The sequence below is a fragment of the Paraburkholderia sartisoli genome (assembly GCF_900107685.1).
In the GTDB taxonomy this organism is placed as follows: domain Bacteria; phylum Pseudomonadota; class Gammaproteobacteria; order Burkholderiales; family Burkholderiaceae; genus Paraburkholderia; species Paraburkholderia sartisoli.
Genome location: NZ_FNRQ01000005.1, coordinates 161,358 through 177,152, shown reverse-complemented (window position 1 = coordinate 177,152; position 15,795 = coordinate 161,358). Strand labels below are relative to the sequence as shown.

The window sequence follows — 15,795 nt, the reverse complement described above, 5'->3', positions numbered from 1 at the left end:
TGTCTTGCCAAAGAAAAGTAGGCAAAAGAAAGGCGCTTCGAAAACTCATTTCTTCAAGGCGCATCTTCAGCGGGGAACGGCAACCCATGAAGTGTCGCCCCCACGCCTCACCCGCCATCGGTCCCCGCGCGATTCCGTCCCGCGCGCATTCACTGCCCATGACAAAGGGCTCATCCACCCGACTCCGCGCTACGCGCATCGTCGATCGGCATAACCCTCCCATGCACGCACCCGTAATCGCTAATGCCTAACATCGGCTGCGAAACCCCTCGCTGCACAACCGCTCCGCGACGCACGCAGTGCGGAGTGGGATGAATGACGGCCTTGTCACGGACACGGACCGCGCGCGGGATGGAATCGCGCGGGGACCGATGTCGGGTGAAGTGCGAGAGAGACACTTCATAGGTTGCCATTCCCCGCTAAAGATGCGCCTTGAAGAAATGAGTTTTCGCAGCGCCTTTCTTTTGCCTACTTTTCTTTGGCAAGACAAAGAAAAGTAGGTGCCGCCCCGCACAGGGGCAACGCCAATAGACCGACACGAATACAAGGAAAGGCCAACAACAACAACAACAACCAAACCCAAACCCTTACTTAGCCACCGGCATCGTAAACTCAGCGCCCTTGGCAATACTGTCAGGCCACCGCTGCATGATGCTCTTATAGCGGGTATAGAACCTCACACCCTCTTCCCCATACGCATGGTGATCACCAAAAAGAGACCGCTTCCATCCACCAAAAGAATGCCATGCCATCGGCACAGGAATCGGCACATTAATCCCGACCATCCCGATCTCGATCTGCCGCGAAAAAGCACGGGCCACACCGCCGTCGGAGGTAAACAACGCGACGCCATTGGCAAACTCGTTCGCGTTGATCAAAGCAACAGCAGAAGCAAAATCCGGCACCCGAACCACGCACAGCACAGGACCAAAAATCTCGTCCTTATAAATCGTCATGTCGGTCCGCACATCGTCGAACAAGGTCCCGCCCAGGAAAAACCCGGCCTCGTGACCCTCGACCCGATGTCCCCGCCCATCCACTACGAGCTTCGCGCCCGCCGCAACACCCGCCTCGATATATCCCTCGACCTTCGCGCGATGCGCCGCCGTCACGAGCGGCCCCATCTCGGCCTCTGAATCCATCCCGTTGCGAATCCTCAACGCCTTCGTACGTGGCGTCAGCCGCTCGATCAACTCGTCGGCAACGTGCCCCACCGCAACCGCAACCGAAATCGCCATGCACCGCTCGCCGGCCGATCCATACGCGGCACCAATCAACGCATCGACAGCCTGGTCGAGATCGGCATCCGGCATCACAACCAGATGGTTCTTCGCCCCGCCCAGCGCCTGCACGCGCTTGCCACGCTTCGTGCCTTCCGTATAGATGTATTCGGCAATCGGCGTCGAACCGACAAACGACAGCGCACTCACGTCAGGATGCTGCAACAGTGCATCGACGGCCACCTTGTCGCCATGAACGACGTTGAATACGCCATCCGGCAAGCCGGCTTCCTTCAGCAGTTCCGCAAGCCGGACTGCAACGGACGGATCGCGCTCCGACGGCTTCAGCACGAACGTGTTCCCGCACGCAATCGCCACCGGAAACATCCAGCACGGCACCATCATCGGAAAGTTGAACGGCGTCACGCCCGCCACGACACCCAGCGGCTGACGCAGGTTCCAGTTGTCGATGCCACCGCCAATCTGGTCAGTGAAATCGGTCTTCAGCAGATTCGGAATGCCGCACGCGAACTCGACAACCTCGATGCCGCGCATCACCTCGCCCTTCGCGTCGGAAAACACCTTGCCGTGCTCACGCGTGATCATTTCCGCCAGCTCATCGTGGTGACGGTCAAGCAATTCCTTGAACCTGAACAGAACGCGCGCGCGCTTGATGGGCGCCACCGCGCTCCACGCGGGATACGCGGCCTTCGCGGCAGCCACGGCGCCATCGACCTCCGCCACGCTCGCCAGCGGAACCCGCGCGCTCACGCTGCCAAGCGCCGGATTGAACACGTCGGCAAAGCGATCGCTCTTGCCCTCAATCGCCCGGCCATTGATAACGTGGGTCAGCGCGCGTACGCGGGCGCCTTGATCTGTCTCGCTCATGTCCTTCCTCCTGGATGAAAACCGGTAAGCGTGCATTGCACACACGTCTCACCGAAGCGTAATCGCCCCTGCCTCCCTAAATCCAATGAGTTATGCTCAATTGCGATATAAGACAGGCTAATATCAGGATATGGACCTGACTCTGCTCCGGGCATTCGTCACCGTCGCGCGCGAGGGCAATCTCACGCGCGCGGCCGTGCAGCTGCATCTGACCCAACCCGCCGTCAGCCTGCAGATCAAGCATCTGCAGGAAACGCTCGGCGTGTCGCTCTTCACGCGCACGTCGCACGGGCTCACGCTGACCCGCGACGGCCAGGCTTTGCTGCCGCACGCGGAGCGCACGCTCAACGCGGCGAGCGACGTGCAGCGCGCCGCCGCCGCGCTGCGTCACGAAGTGCGCGGCCGGCTGCGCATCGGCACGATCCTCGATCCGGAATTCCTGCGGCTGGGCGGCTTTCTCAAGCAGCTCGTCGAAACCTGGCCGCATATCGAAACCGCGCTGCGTCACGGCATGTCAGGCTGGGTGCGCGACCAGGTTCTCGCGGGCGAACTGGACGTCGGTTATTTCATCGGCCAGCCCGCGGACGCGGGAAGTCGCAGCGAAGCGGCGTTCCACGCGCTCACGTTGACCCACTTCAAGTATCGCGTGCTCGCGCCCGCGGGCTGGAAGGACCGCGTCAAGGGCGCGCACGACTGGCGCGCACTCGCCGCGCTGCCGTGGATCTGGACGCCGCCGGCTTCCGCGCACAACCGGTTGCTGTCGCATCTGTTCGGCGAAGCGGGCGTAAAGCCGGTGAAAGTGGCCGAAGTCGACCAGGAGCCGTCGATGCTCGATCTCGTCAAATCGGGCGTCGGGCTCACGCTCGCCCGCGACGCGACGGCCATCGCCGAGGCGCACGCTCACGCGCTGACGATCGTCGAAGGCATCACGGTGCCCACCGAACTCACGTTCATCTCGCTCGCGAGCCGCAAGGACGAACCGGCCATCGCCGCCGCCATGAAGCTGATCGAGCAGCAGTGGACGATATGAGCGCGCCTCATGACAGCCTGCGCCATGCGGGGTGATGTAAAGACACTGTCACGCGCTTTTTGCTAGATTCGTGTTTTGCGCACTGCGCCACCCCCGCCTCTTTCCGCCTTTTCCGTTGGTCCATCCCGACGCGCTTCACCGGATGACGTGAAGCCGCCTTCGCCCTATCTTTCGACAGGAGTCTCACATGGCCCGCAACATCGAGATCAAAGCCCGCGCCAGGCAATTCGACGAACTGCGCGAACGCGCCGCACAGCTTTCGCCGGACGCGCCGCTGATCTTCCGCCAGCAGGACTTCTTCTACGACGTGCCGCGCGGACGCCTGAAACTGCGCCAGTTCGACGACGGCACCCCCGCCGAACTGATCTTCTATCAGCGCGACGACCGCGATGGCCCGAAGGTTTCGTACTACACGCGCAGCCCGGTCACGAACGCCGAGGCAATGCATTCGCTGCTGGCGACTGCCCTGACCACACGCGGCATCGTCACGAAGGAACGCCACGTGTATCTGACGGGACGCACGCGGATTCATCTGGACCGCGTCGACGGTCTGGGCGATTTCATCGAACTGGAAGTCGTGCTCGCGCAGGATGACGACGAAGCAGGCGGCGAAGCCGAGGCGCACGCTCTGTTCGCGAAGCTCGGCGTGCCGGAAACGGATCTGGTGCCGGTCGCGTACGTGGACCTGCTTAATCCAGAAACCGAGCTGGAAACCGAACCGCTGAAGGTGGCCTGAAGCGGGCGAGCCGCGCCTGAAACGCTCGCCCGCTCACGCGGCGGGCGCGGTGGGCGCGCCCGGCGAAAGATGGCCGAGCGGCAGCGGCCCATTGCGCTTGAACGTCGTCAGCACGATGTTGGAGCGCACGCTGTCGACGCCGGGCACGCGCATCAGCTTCTTCATCACAAACGAAGACAGCGCGTTCAGATCGGGCGCCACGATCCGCAGCAGATAATCCGCATCGCCCACCACGGCGTGGCATTCGAGCACTTCCGGCAGCACGTCGAGCTGCTGCTGGAACTGCTCGATGATCGAATCGCCGTGATGCTTCAGTTTCAGGCTGGTGAACGCGGTGACGCCGAGCCCGAGCTTCTCGGGCCGCAACACGACGCGATAGCCGTCGATCACACCCGCCGATTCGAGCCGCTGCAGCCGCCGGCCGATCTGCGAAGGCGACAGCGGTATCTGCTCGCCAAGCTGCTGGTGCGTCGCGCGCCCGAAGCGCTGCAGCACTTCCAGAAGCGCCAGATCAAAGTGATCCAGTTCGAGCATGATTACTCTCCGCACTAAATAGCAGTTTAATGCACGATTATTGCATGAACATCGCCAATATCGTCACTATTGCGTCTTTCGGCACGTTCTCCGCAGCGGCGTCCGGGCGCATCGCGCCGCGTCCAGCAGCGCCTCGCCATCCGTGAAAAAATAGTCTCACCCACGCGAGGCGCCACGGCGCCCGCGCGCTTACAACCTGGCAACCTGGCAAGCGAGGTATTCCCGATGATCCAGAAACTGACGTCCGAAGCACGCGCAGCGGAGTTGGGCCAGCTGGACGGCTGGCAGGTCGCCGAGGGCCGCGACGCGATCGCGCGCAGCCTTCAGTTCGCCGATTTCAACGAGGCGTTCGGCTTCATGACACGCGTCGCGATCAAGGCACAGGAAATGGACCACCACCCCGAGTGGTTCAACGTCTACAACAAGGTCGACATCACGCTCTCGACGCACGAGGCGAGCGGCGTGACCGGACGCGATATCGCGCTGGCCCGTTTCATCGACGACGTCGCGAAGTCAGTCTTGCGCCCGTGACGCAAAAAAATAGAAAGAAGCCGCGCGAAAGCAGCGAAAACCCGTCGTAACACGTCTGATGAAAGGGTTTTGCAGGTAATCAGGCCACCAAACCTTCACTTCTACAGGCCGTTTTTAAGGCGAACGTAAGAATTCCAGGCTTCGCGGGCAATCGCGTCCAAACGTTCCGGTGCGAGCCAGGTCTCTCGCTGTACAATCATCTGCGCATACGGCCTGGAGAGCGCGCTTGCCTCCTTGCACAGGCTGAGTTCGTCGCCGCTCGAAGGCGAGCGGCTGCGCCAGAAGTTGATCGCGGCTTCGAGTTCGTTGATCGTAATGACGGACATGACTTTCGTGATCATTCGATGGCCGCATCGCACGGCAACGCCGCACAAGCTGTGCAGCAGGCGCTCCGGCGAACGCGTGCACGATACGCCTAAACCCATTGTACTTGAGCGAAATCCATGCGACTCCTTCTGATCGAAGATGACCGCCCCATCGCACGCGGCATCCAAAGTAGCCTCGAACAAGCCGGCTTCACGGTCGACATGGTCCACGACGGCATTTTCGCCGAACAGGCTCTCACGCAAAATCGTCACGAACTCATCATTCTCGATCTCGGTCTGCCGGGCATCGACGGCATGACGCTGCTCTCGCGTTTCCGCCAGGGCAACCGCCACACGCCGGTGATCGTGCTGACCGCGCGCGACGAGTTGAACGACCGCGTCCAGGGCCTCAATTCCGGCGCCGACGACTACATGCTGAAGCCGTTCGAACCCGCCGAACTCGAGGCGCGTATCCGCGCGGTGATGCGCCGCAGCGGCCCGCACGGCGACATGCCGCGTCCGGAAGTGTCGCTCGGCGGCGTGCGTCTGTCGGGCGTCGACCGCCGCATCTTCAACGACGACAAGCCGCTCGAACTGTCGCCGCGCGAATTCGCGGTGCTCGAAATGCTGCTGCTGCGCCACGGTCGCGTGGTCAGCAAGGCGCAGCTGCAGGATCACCTGACGCACTTCGGCGGCGATCTCGGCGACACCGCGATCGAAGTCTACGTACACCGGGTGCGCAAAAAGCTCGAAGCCTGCCGCGTGGAAATCGTCACGGTGCGCGGCTTCGGCTATCTGCTGCAGGAAATCCGCCAGGCTTCGTAACCGCGCTTTTTCGGGCGGTGACCTGGCCGGGCCGATCGCCGGGCGTCCCGTTGAATCGGGACATCCGGCCAAACCCGGTTTTTTTCGCGGACGAGGAGTAATCTGATCCGCGTTGATCTCTTTTGCGCGTTCGACCATGCCCCATCCGGTCGCGAACAGCCTGCGGCGCACGCTGCTGCGCCGCCTCGCTGCTCCCCTTTCGCTGCTCGCGCTGATGAGCGGGCTCATCGCTTACTGGCTTGCATGGCAGTACACACAGCACGTCGTCGACCGTTCGCTCGCTGATCTCGCCACCGCCATCTCGCGCCAGGTCCAGATTGCCGGGCCGGACGCGTCGATCACGGTGCCGCCGCTCGCGCAGGCGATGTTCTCCGATCCGGTCGAACAGCTCGTCTATCGCATCAGCAACGGCGAAACCGAGATTGCCGGCGATCCCAAACTGCCGCTGCAGGGCACGAGCGTGCGCCGCATGCACTACGCGTATGTGTTCGAGGCGCAGCACGAGGGCACGAGCCTGCGCGTGGCACAGGTGCGCGTGAGCCAGCCGCATGGCAATCCGATCGTCGTCGAGGTCGGGCAGCCGGTCCATCATCGTTTTCGCATCGCCGCGGAGTTTCTCGTCGCGATCATGATGCCGCTGCTGCTGTTGCTGCTGGCCGGCTGGGTGATCGTGTGGCGCGTCGTCAACCAGCAGCTCAATCCGCTCACCGATCTCGCCGATTCGCTGAACCGGCAGACGCACACGTCGCTCGAGCCGGTCGACGAAACCTTCGTGCCGATCGAAATCCGGCCGCTCACCAGCGCGCTGAATGGTCTGCTCGACCGCCTGAAAACCGCGCTCGATTCGCAACGCAAATTCATCGCCGACGCCGCGCATCAGCTGCGCACGCCGCTGACCGCGGTCAAGCTGCACGCGGAGCAGGCCGCCGTCGCGCGTGAGCCGAAGCAGGTACACGCCGCCGTGCGCGAGCTGCGCGCCGCCGCGGATCGCGCGGTCCGGCTGTCAAACCAGTTGCTGTCGCTCGCGCGCGCGGAGCCGGGCGAACAGGCGGCGCGCTTCATCAACGTCGACATGGCTGCGCTCGCGTTCGAAACCGGCGCGGAATGGGTGCCGCGCGCGCTCGCGGTTCACGTCGACCTCGGCTTCCAGCGTCTGGACGACCCGACCAACGATCACCCGCTGATCGCGCGCGGCAATCCGGTGCTGCTGCACGAAGTGATCGCGAACCTGCTCGACAACGCGCTGAAATATGTTCCGCCCACGCGCTACGACGGCGGACGCATCACGGTGAGCGTCTCACAGGTGCAGCTTGACGGCACGACGATGGCGGAAATCGTCGTCGAGGACAACGGCGCGGGCGTGCCGCCGAAACAGCAGGCGGAACTCTTCAAGCGGTTTTTCCGCGGCGACGGGCAAAGCGACACGAGCGTCGACGGCGGCGCGGGTCTCGGCCTCGCCATCGTCCACGACATCATGGTGCTGCACGGCGGCGGCGTGCATTACGAAGACGCACCCGGGGGCGGCGCCCGTTTCATCGTGCGCATTCCGGTTGTCGCCAATACCGTTACCGGCGAACGCGCCGGGCCAGCCCATGTGACAAAAAAACCGGCGCACAGGGCGCCGGTCGATATGTGACTGTCTGGCGGGCGCGCGGGTTTCGCGCCGCCCGTCCTTCACTTTTTCTTCTTCGCTTTCTTTTCTTTTTCTGCCTTGTCCGGCGCCGCCAGCATCGTGCCGCGGCACTTGCGCGCGCCGCAACGGCATTCGTATTCCTTCTTCAGTTTCTTCGTCTGACGCGCGTCGATCACGAGGCCGTAGTCGTAGAACAGTTCTTCGCCGGCTTCGATGTCGCGCAGCGCGTGAACGTACACGTGACCGTCGATTTCCTCGGCTTCGCAGTTCGGCGCGCATGAATGGTTGATCCAGCGCGCGCTGTTGCCGTCGACCTTGCCGTCGATCACGCGGCCGCTATCGAGCGCGAAATAGAACGTGTGATTCGGTTCGTCCGGATTGTGCGGGTGACGACGCAACGCTTCTTTCCACGTGATCCGCTCACCCTTGTATTCGATCAACCGTTCGCCGGCAGCGATTGCTTCCACGGCAAACACGCCTTTGCCATGCACACCCGAGCGGCGCACAGCGATCCTGCGTGAACTCATTGAATGAATCCTTGTGAAGAACTGAAGGTGAACATGCAATCACTCGCGTGAAGCGGGGAATCTGCCGGTTTTTCTGGCGTGGATAGCAAACGCGGCGCCATACCGGCGCCGCGTAGCCCTGCGACGCCCATGCGCCACACCCGGCATCGTACACGTTAGAGACGGCTTCGTTCAACCGCCAAAAAGCTTCCGCCGCCCTTCATCTTCGTTGCAGGTCAGCGCTGCCCGAGCGTCGTCTCGCCGAAGAGCGCCTTCTGGTCGCGCGGTTGCGAGCGCCAGTATTGCGGCGGCGCCTCGACGCTCGCGCCGAGTTGCGCGGCCGCGTGCCACGGCCAGCGCGGGTCGTAGAGCATCGCACGCGCCATCGCGACGAGATCGGCGTCGCCCGCTTCGACGAGTTCGCTGGCATGCTGGGCATCGGTAATCAGGCCGACCGCGATCGTCGTCAGGCCCGTCGCTTTCTTCACGGCCCGCGCGAACGGCACCTGATAGCCCGGCTCCAGCGGAATCTTCTGCAGCGGCGACACGCCGCCCGACGACACGTCGATCCAGTCGCAACCCCGCTTTTTCAGTTCGTGCGCGAACGCGATGGTGTCTTCGAGCGTGATGCCGCCTTCAACCCAGTCGGTCGCCGATACGCGCACGCCGACCGGTTTGTCGGCGGGAAACGCAGCCCGCACGATGTCGAGGATCTCCAGCGGAAAACGCCAGCGGTTCTCGCGCGAGCCGCCGTATTCATCGGTGCGCTGGTTCGCGATCGGCGAGAGAAACTGGTGCAGCAGATAGCCATGTGCCGCGTGGACTTCGAGGGCATCGATACCGAGCCGCGCCGCACGACGCGCCGAAGCGGCAAACGCTTCGCGAATCCGGTTGAGCCCCGCGTTGTCGAGCGCAAGCGGCGGCGCTTCGCCGGCCTTGTGCGGTAACGCGGAAGGCGCATGCGGCAGCCAGCCGCCCCCGGCCACCGGAATCAGCTGGCCGCCGGCCCAGGGCACATGGCTCGATGCCTTGCGGCCGGCGTGCGAGAGCTGCATCGCGACGGGCACATGCGAGTGCTTGCGGATCGCGGCGAGCACGGGCTTGAGCGCGGCTTCGGTGGCGTCGTCCCACAGTCCAAGATCGGCGGGCGTGATGCGACCGTCCGGTTCGACCGCGGTCGCTTCAATGCACAGGAGCCCGGCGCCGGACAGCGCGAGGTGACCCAGATGGATCATGTGCCACTCGCTGGCCTCGCCGCGTTCGGCGGAATACTGGCACATCGGGGACACGACAATGCGGTTGCGAAGCGTCACGCCACGCAGCGTGAGCGGAGAGAAGAGCGCACTCATGGGTTCTCGCGAGAGAGGACAAAGAGCGATCGAGGATAGCACTGCGTCTCTTTCGCTGCAGAGCACGCGCCACGCGCGCAGAAAGCGGACTGAAACCCGGCCGCCGCCGTGACGTCAGGCGTCGTGCGTCTGGCCCGACGGTGTGTCGAGACGGCTCGACCACGACTCGATCGTGCCGCTCGCGAGCCGCTTCGTGGCGGTCGCGCGCCAGGAAGCCGTCAGCGTGTCGAGATTCGCCATGCCTTCGAGTGCGGCGCGGTCGTCGCGGTCGACGTACAGCACGCGCAGCAACCGTCCGACGGTCCATTCGGGATGCGGGCGCGCAAGCCGTTCGATGGTGTCGCCGGCGCCCATTTCCCCTGCTTCGAGCACGCGGTAATACCAGCCCGTGCGACGCGTGTCCTGAACCCGGCGCGACATGTCCTCGCGCGAAAAACGCAGGTTCAGTTTCCAGCACGGATTGCGTGGCTGCGACACCTGCACGAGCGCGCCGCCGATCCGGTACACGTCGCCGACGCATACCGTCGATTCCGTCATGCCGAGCGTGCTGATGTTTTCGCCGAACGCACCGCACGCGTCGAGCAGCGTGCGACCGGCGGGCGTTGCCGGCCATTCGTTGCGCCACGCGTCGTAATGATCGAACGCGTAGTGAAGCATCGCCTTTTCGGGGCCGCCGTGATGTTTGCGTTCGGCCTGTTCGTCGCCGTCGAGACCCGTTTCGCCAAGCCACACGCGATGTCCGACCGGCTTCTTGCCGATCGCGCTCTCTTTGCCATGGTCACCCAGCGGCGCGACAACGCCCGTCAACACGGCATCGACGCGAAACACGACACCGCTCATGGCTTCGCCTCCACCTGGTCGAGCCATTCGTTGAACATCGCCTGGGATGCTTCCTCAAGACGCGGGCCAAAACGGGCTGTATCCGCGCGCAGCTGCAACACGTCCACGCCGTCGGTTCCGCCGATTTCCGACGCATTGCCGATGAGCCATGGCTCGAAGCGGTCGGCGCGAATTTCCGGATGACATTGCAGGCCGAGCACATGCCCGCCCCACGCGAACGCCTGGTTTTCGCAGTCAGGCGTGGAAGCGAGACGCGTGGCGCCGGTGGGAAGATCGAAGGTATCGCCGTGCCAGTGGAACATCGATGTTTGCGCGCCGTCCAGGTGACGCACCGGCGACGCGCGGCCGGCGTCGGTGAGCGCAAGCGGCGCCCAGCCGATCTCGGGCCGGGTGCCCGCATAGACCCGCGCACCGAGCACGCGCGCGATCAGTTGCGCGCCAAGGCAGATGCCGAGCGTCGGCAGACCGGCGGCGATGCGCCGTTCGATCATCGATACAAGCGGAACCAGCGTCGGGTAATGCGCGTCGTCGCACGCGTTGATCGGGCCGCCGAGGATAACCATCAGCGAAGGCGCCACCGGATCAGGCGCCTCGATGCGTCCACGGCCGACATCGAGATAGCGCACCGGACGCCCGCGCTCGCCGAGCACGAGTTCGAGGCTGCCCAGATCTTCGAAGTGCACGTGGCGAATGGCCAGAACTTCGTGATTCATCGGCAGTTCCTGTTCCCGAAATAGACCCGAAGAAGACGACCCGTCGCCCGTGCATCGCCGGGCGTCGCTGCCGTGCCGCGAGTCGGTTCGCAAGGGACAACGACGCCCGACACCGGCGCGTTCCCCACCAGCCCGCCGGGCGGCACGGCGGATTCGCGCTTACTGCGCGAAGATTTTCCAGATTTTCTTCTGTGTCGCCACGTCGGCGGTTTCGTGGACTGAACAGTCCAGACGCACATTCGTATCCGACATTTTCAGCTCGAGCAGCGCGCAGTAATGCGGCGTCTTCTTCGGATTCCTGCTCGGAACGAAATGCGTACACGACAGGCACATGCGATGCGGAGGAATCGTTTCCTGCGCTTCGAGCTGATGGATCGTCTTCAGCAGCGTGCGATAGAACACGGCCTGCTCGTCGTCCTTCAGCGTGCCGACGGCCTTCGACAGAAAGTCAGGCCATTGCGCCGCGCGCTTTGCCGCCGTCCGGCCACGTGCCGTCAGGCGCACCGCGAGGGCTCGGCCGTCGTCGAGCGCACGGCGCTTTTCGACGAGACCCTTGCCTTCGAGCGTGCTGACCGCGTCGCTGGTGGTGGCCGCGGTCAACGCCGTTTCGCGCGCGATCTCGCCGAGACGCATCGGACCCTTGCGCTGCATCAGCAAGACGAGAATTTCACCCTGGGTCGGCGTGAGGCCCGCACCTTCCGCCCATTCCCATGCCTGGCTTCGCATGGCCGTGCTCAGTCGCAACAAGGTGTGGGTCACCCGACCGGTTGCCTGCTCTCCGTAGACGCCTTCGCTCATAATCTTTCGTTCGTTAATGACAGCATGCTGCCGCGTGGTTGGCCTTCGGCGGCAAACACGCCGGCAGCCTGTGTGGGGACGGTCCCGTCCGGGAAAGCCGGGCCGATTCTAACTATCTCAAAAATATTCTGCTTTGCCCGCCTGTTCCGGCGGGTTGTGCAGCAATGCTCTCTCATTTCGCTGTGTACCGTCAGCCGTAGTTTTTCGAACAGGGCGACGCGACCCGTCACAGCGTTAAAACCGACATTCTATGCGAGTGCGGCCAATCGTACAGCTAAGTTATCCAGCGCGTGCTGTGGATAACCCCGGGATATCCCATGAAATGGGTGTGCATGGATTCTTGATAACCGGCACCAGGGTTGCCAGGTCAGATGAAGTTATCCGCACTTCCCGGTGAAGACACCCATTGGATCCGCAGGGTTGTGGTTTACGCAATTCATTGACTTTGCAGGGAATTCCTTCGTTGTCCACAGATGAAGCCCATGCTTGTTAACTATTACTACGTATGTATACGTAAACATTGAATAAACCTCAGGAAGCCCTGGCTGGAAAATGAAAGCCGAAAAAAAACCCGCGAAAAGCGGGTTCTGTCAGACAACGGCAACAGGCTGCGGGCAGAAAATCACGCCCGCCATTGCAGACATTGTTGCCGCACGGTTTCATGGAGCGATTTTTCTTCCGAAAACACGCTGCGCAGCCATGTCGCATCGTTGACCTGACCGCGCGCGATCGCGCCGACCTGGTCCAGCGCCTTGCCGGACCCCAGTGCATCCCCGTGCGGCGCGATGCGATCGAGCGTGGCGAGAATGTCCTCGGAAATCGTCCGGCGCTCGCCCGTCTGCGGATCGATGCAGGTGCCGGCCAGTCCGAAGCGGCAAGCCTCGAACCGGTTGAACGTGTAGACGAGGTAATCGTCTTCTTTCGGGATCAACGGTTTGTCGAGCAGCAGATGACGCGCGAGCGTCTGGATGTAGCAGGCAATCGCCGCGGCCCGGTCGACGGACATCGGCGTATCCATCACGCGTACCTCGATCGTGCCGAAACCCGGCTTCGGCCGGATGTCCCAGTAGAAATCCTTCATGCTGTTCACGACGCCCGTGTGAACCATCTTCGAAAAATACTCCTCGAAGCTGTCCCACGTCAGCACGAACGGTGCGCGGCCCGACAGCGGAAACGCGAACACCGAATTCAGGCGCGCGGAATGAAAGCCGGTATCGACACCCTGCACAAACGGCGACGAAGCCGACAGCGCGATGAAATGCGGAATGAAGCGCGACATCGAATGCAGCAGGAACAGCGCGCTGTCCGGATCCGGGCAACCGATGTGTACGTGCTGGCCGAACACGGTGAACTGCTTCGCCAGGTAACCGTACAGTTCGGACAGGTACTGAAAGCGCGGCGTATCGACGATCTGCCGGTCGCTCCACTGCTGGAACGCATGCGTGCCGCCGCCACACAGCCCGACGTTCAGCCGGTCGGCCGCGGCGACGAGCGTATCGCGAATCGTGTGCAGATCGGTCACGGCCTGCTCGTGCGTCGAGCAGATGCCCGTCGACAGCTCGATCATGCTCTCGGTGATTTCCGGCGTGATGTTGCCGGGAATCGGCTCGTCCTTGATGAGACGGAGAAGATCGCTGCCGGCTTTGGTCAGATCATAGTCATGGGTATTGACGATCTGCATTTCGAGCTCGATCCCGAAGGTGAACGGTTTCGAGTCGACAAAGGGTTCGAGTGACATGACGTCCCTTGGATTGGCTGACTGGACCCGCCAGGCGCCGAAGCACCGGCCGGCCGCAATCGTTGTGAATTCAGGTTTGCTTCGCGCGAACGGCTACTCGCGGCGTTCTCCCACCAGCGCGAGGCTGCGATAGACGAGCCACGGCCCGACAAGCTGCAGCACGACAATCGAACACATCACGACGGCGCGCAGTTGCGGATCGAAATTCGGATACAGGTCGTAGGTATCGTTGACAAGCAGATACGCAAGCGCGGACATCGGCGAAAGCGACAGCCCGAGTGCGATGCCCTGCTTCCAGTTCAGGCCGCTCGGCTTCGCGAACACGAGCACGCCGACCAGCTTGCCGATCAGGCGCGCAACAATCAGGCCCAGTGCCGCCACCCCGCCGAGCGCGATGTCTTTCCACTCGAACGACGTCAATGTCAGCACGAACAGGATCACGGTCAGGAGCCACCCGGCCGTGCCGAAATGCTGCGGCCACAATTGCGGCCGCGCCTCCAGATTCTTCACGATGATGCCGGCGGCCAGCAGGCTCAGGATCGTCGACAGCTTGAACAGATGCGCGATCGCGATGGCGAGCAGCACCAGACCGAACAGCGCGACGAACGAATGTTCGTCCTGCATGTTCATGCGTCGATAGAAGAAATTGCACGCGCGCGCGAGCGCGAACGCCAGAACGAACGAGCCGATCAGCAGATAAAGCGGTTGCAGGATCGTGGCGAGCGCGTTGCCGTACACCTCCTGATGCAGCCAGCTCGACGCGAGCTTTTCGATCACCACCGCGTACATGCTGTTGAGCGCGGTCAACGTCATCAGTCGCTGCGTCACCTGCCCCTCGGCACGCAGCTCGGTTTTCAGCTGGATCACCATCGCGGGCGACGTGGCCATCGCGATCGCGGCCAGCACCATCGCGACCATCGTCGGCACCTTGAGGAACAGCAGCACGGCGAGGACGAGTGCGAACGTGAGCGTCGATTCGGCGATGCTCGAGAGAATCAGCCACGGGTTGCGGCGAATCCAGCGCAGGTCGAGACGGCTGCCGAGCTCGAACAGCAACAGACCAAGCGCGACGTCGAGCAGCGGGCGCGCCGCGCCGGAACTGGCATCGATCACGCCGAAGCCAGCCGATCCGGCAATCAAGCCGATCACGGCATAGCCGGAGATGCGCGGCAGGCGCCATGCGCGATAACAGAGTTCTCCACACAGACCGGCCGCGAGCAGCGCGAGACCGGCCCAGAAGATCGCGTCGGGGGCGAGCGGCAGGGCTGGAAAAAATGAAAACGCCGACTTCATCGTGGGGGCTTCTCCTTTGCTGCAACGGCCATGCGGCGAAAACCGGCGGACGGACCGGTGACGGAGTGAACGCGGCTTGCATTCGTCGTCGCTATCGCGTTCGTCGTCGATGTGGCGCTGCGCCGACGGGCGTTGCAGATTGTCGATCGGGTGAAAACTGAGACGGTTGCGCGAAGACCGATTGACCGCGGACGGCGAAGCCCGCGTGTGCATTCCGGCAGCTTGCCAAATACATGTGTACGAACGCCGTCGACCTGTGAATCAGATTGTTATTGACCGGCAACCGTTCCGTGAATGCGCACCCTGGATGAAACGAGGCGTGCGCATGAAGAACGGCGATTGTGCCACAGGTTTTTCCGGGTCGACCGAAAAGGCCCTGATGAGAAGGTAAAGCAGTAAAACGTACCCCAATTTCGTCGAGGCAGGGAAAAACGACCTTTTTGAAGGCTTCGGCGCGTATGGCGCGAGGCATTTCGGGGTGAAGCCCATTGATAGAAACGATGCGAATTTCAGGGAAGCGCTTTTGCGTCGAGGCAGGGGTTTCCGGTTTTGTGGTTTCGGGTTTGATCCAGTGCGAGCGGCCACGCCTCTTTGTTTATATGTTTACCTGTATGTATACGTAGTAACAGTTAACAAGGACATCGCGTTTCTGTGGATAACCGGTGTTTACCGAAGCAGATCATCACGTTAGAAAGCGCATAACCGCACGCACAGCATGTGTGGGTCTCGCGGGCTTCGATGAACAACTTTTCCCGCGAAGACGCGACGCGAAAGTTGTCCCGTTTACGTCCACATCGGGTCCACACGAGTTGATGCCGCTTTTCTCACGGTTATCCACAGACAGGCGTGGATAACT

15 protein-coding genes are annotated in these 15,795 nt (G+C 62.7%); 5 read left to right on the top strand and 10 right to left on the bottom strand.

The annotated features are described in order from the left end of the window. Positions 1-587 precede the first annotated feature (587 nt). The gene (locus BLV45_RS16695; protein WP_090535070.1) at positions 588-2,108 is read right to left on the bottom strand and encodes a CoA-acylating methylmalonate-semialdehyde dehydrogenase; all 1,521 of its coding nucleotides are present in this window, start codon (positions 2,106-2,108) and stop codon (positions 588-590) included. A gap of 130 nt (positions 2,109-2,238) precedes the next feature. On the opposite strand from BLV45_RS16695, the gene BLV45_RS16690 reads away from it, so the two are divergent. Continuing rightward, a complete protein-coding gene (locus BLV45_RS16690; RefSeq protein WP_090535069.1) occupies positions 2,239-3,138 on the top strand; it encodes a LysR family transcriptional regulator in 900 nt (299 codons plus the stop codon). Between the two features lie 187 nt (positions 3,139-3,325). After that, positions 3,326-3,874, top strand: coding sequence for a class IV adenylate cyclase (locus tag BLV45_RS16685; RefSeq protein ID WP_090535068.1), 549 nt, complete (start codon positions 3,326-3,328; stop codon positions 3,872-3,874). A 33-nt stretch (positions 3,875-3,907) separates the two neighbouring features. Here BLV45_RS16685 and BLV45_RS16680 read toward each other — a convergent pair whose 3' ends face one another. Continuing rightward, positions 3,908-4,408, bottom strand: coding sequence for an Lrp/AsnC family transcriptional regulator (locus BLV45_RS16680; RefSeq protein ID WP_090535067.1), 501 nt, complete (start codon positions 4,406-4,408; stop codon positions 3,908-3,910). Positions 4,409-4,612: 204 nt separating this feature from the next. Between BLV45_RS16680 and BLV45_RS16675 the strand changes: the two genes are divergently transcribed. Further along, positions 4,613-4,939, top strand: a complete 327-nt coding sequence (locus tag BLV45_RS16675; protein ID WP_281246319.1) for a 4a-hydroxytetrahydrobiopterin dehydratase — start codon at positions 4,613-4,615, stop codon at positions 4,937-4,939. A 101-nt stretch (positions 4,940-5,040) separates the two neighbouring features. On the opposite strand, the gene BLV45_RS16670 is transcribed toward BLV45_RS16675, so the two are convergent. Beyond that, positions 5,041-5,265 carry a DUF3717 domain-containing protein gene (locus BLV45_RS16670; protein ID WP_090535289.1) on the bottom strand — a complete coding sequence of 75 codons (225 nt, stop codon included), beginning with the start codon at positions 5,263-5,265 and terminating at the stop codon, positions 5,041-5,043. 117 nt (positions 5,266-5,382) lie between these two features. Between BLV45_RS16670 and BLV45_RS16665 the strand changes: the two genes are divergently transcribed. Both BLV45_RS16665 and BLV45_RS16660 read left to right on the top strand, forming a co-directional pair. Then, positions 5,383-6,069 (top strand): response regulator transcription factor, encoded by a 687-nt coding sequence (locus BLV45_RS16665; protein ID WP_090535065.1) that lies wholly within the window; start codon positions 5,383-5,385, stop codon positions 6,067-6,069. A 136-nt stretch (positions 6,070-6,205) separates the two neighbouring features. Then, positions 6,206-7,705 (top strand): sensor histidine kinase, encoded by a 1,500-nt coding sequence (locus BLV45_RS16660; protein ID WP_090535288.1) that lies wholly within the window; start codon positions 6,206-6,208, stop codon positions 7,703-7,705. Between the two features lie 38 nt (positions 7,706-7,743). Here BLV45_RS16660 and BLV45_RS16655 read toward each other — a convergent pair whose 3' ends face one another. From BLV45_RS16655 to BLV45_RS16625, 7 genes are all read right to left on the bottom strand, one after another. After that, positions 7,744-8,229: an SET domain-containing protein gene (locus BLV45_RS16655; RefSeq protein ID WP_090535064.1), complete on the bottom strand. Its 486-nt coding sequence runs from the start codon at positions 8,227-8,229 to the stop codon at positions 7,744-7,746. Positions 8,230-8,444: 215 nt separating this feature from the next. Continuing rightward, positions 8,445-9,557, bottom strand: coding sequence for an NADH:flavin oxidoreductase/NADH oxidase (locus BLV45_RS16650; protein ID WP_090535063.1), 1,113 nt, complete (start codon positions 9,555-9,557; stop codon positions 8,445-8,447). Between the two features lie 114 nt (positions 9,558-9,671). Next, complete coding sequence (locus BLV45_RS16645) at positions 9,672-10,397, bottom strand: MOSC domain-containing protein (RefSeq protein ID WP_090535062.1); 726 nt, start codon at positions 10,395-10,397, stop codon at positions 9,672-9,674. Continuing rightward, on the bottom strand, positions 10,394-11,110 hold the full coding sequence (locus BLV45_RS16640) for a glutamine amidotransferase (RefSeq protein ID WP_090535061.1): 717 nt from the start codon (positions 11,108-11,110) through the stop codon (positions 10,394-10,396). Before BLV45_RS16640 ends, BLV45_RS16645 begins: the two co-directional genes overlap by 4 nt. 159 nt (positions 11,111-11,269) lie before the next feature. Continuing rightward, positions 11,270-11,908: a MarR family winged helix-turn-helix transcriptional regulator gene (locus BLV45_RS16635; RefSeq protein WP_090535060.1), complete on the bottom strand. Its 639-nt coding sequence runs from the start codon at positions 11,906-11,908 to the stop codon at positions 11,270-11,272. Between the two features lie 622 nt (positions 11,909-12,530). Beyond that, the gene (locus BLV45_RS16630; protein WP_090535059.1) at positions 12,531-13,646 is read right to left on the bottom strand and encodes a YbdK family carboxylate-amine ligase; all 1,116 of its coding nucleotides are present in this window, start codon (positions 13,644-13,646) and stop codon (positions 12,531-12,533) included. A gap of 93 nt (positions 13,647-13,739) precedes the next feature. Continuing rightward, positions 13,740-14,939 carry a cation:proton antiporter gene (locus BLV45_RS16625; RefSeq protein ID WP_090535287.1) on the bottom strand — a complete coding sequence of 400 codons (1,200 nt, stop codon included), beginning with the start codon at positions 14,937-14,939 and terminating at the stop codon, positions 13,740-13,742. Positions 14,940-15,795 lie beyond the last annotated feature (856 nt).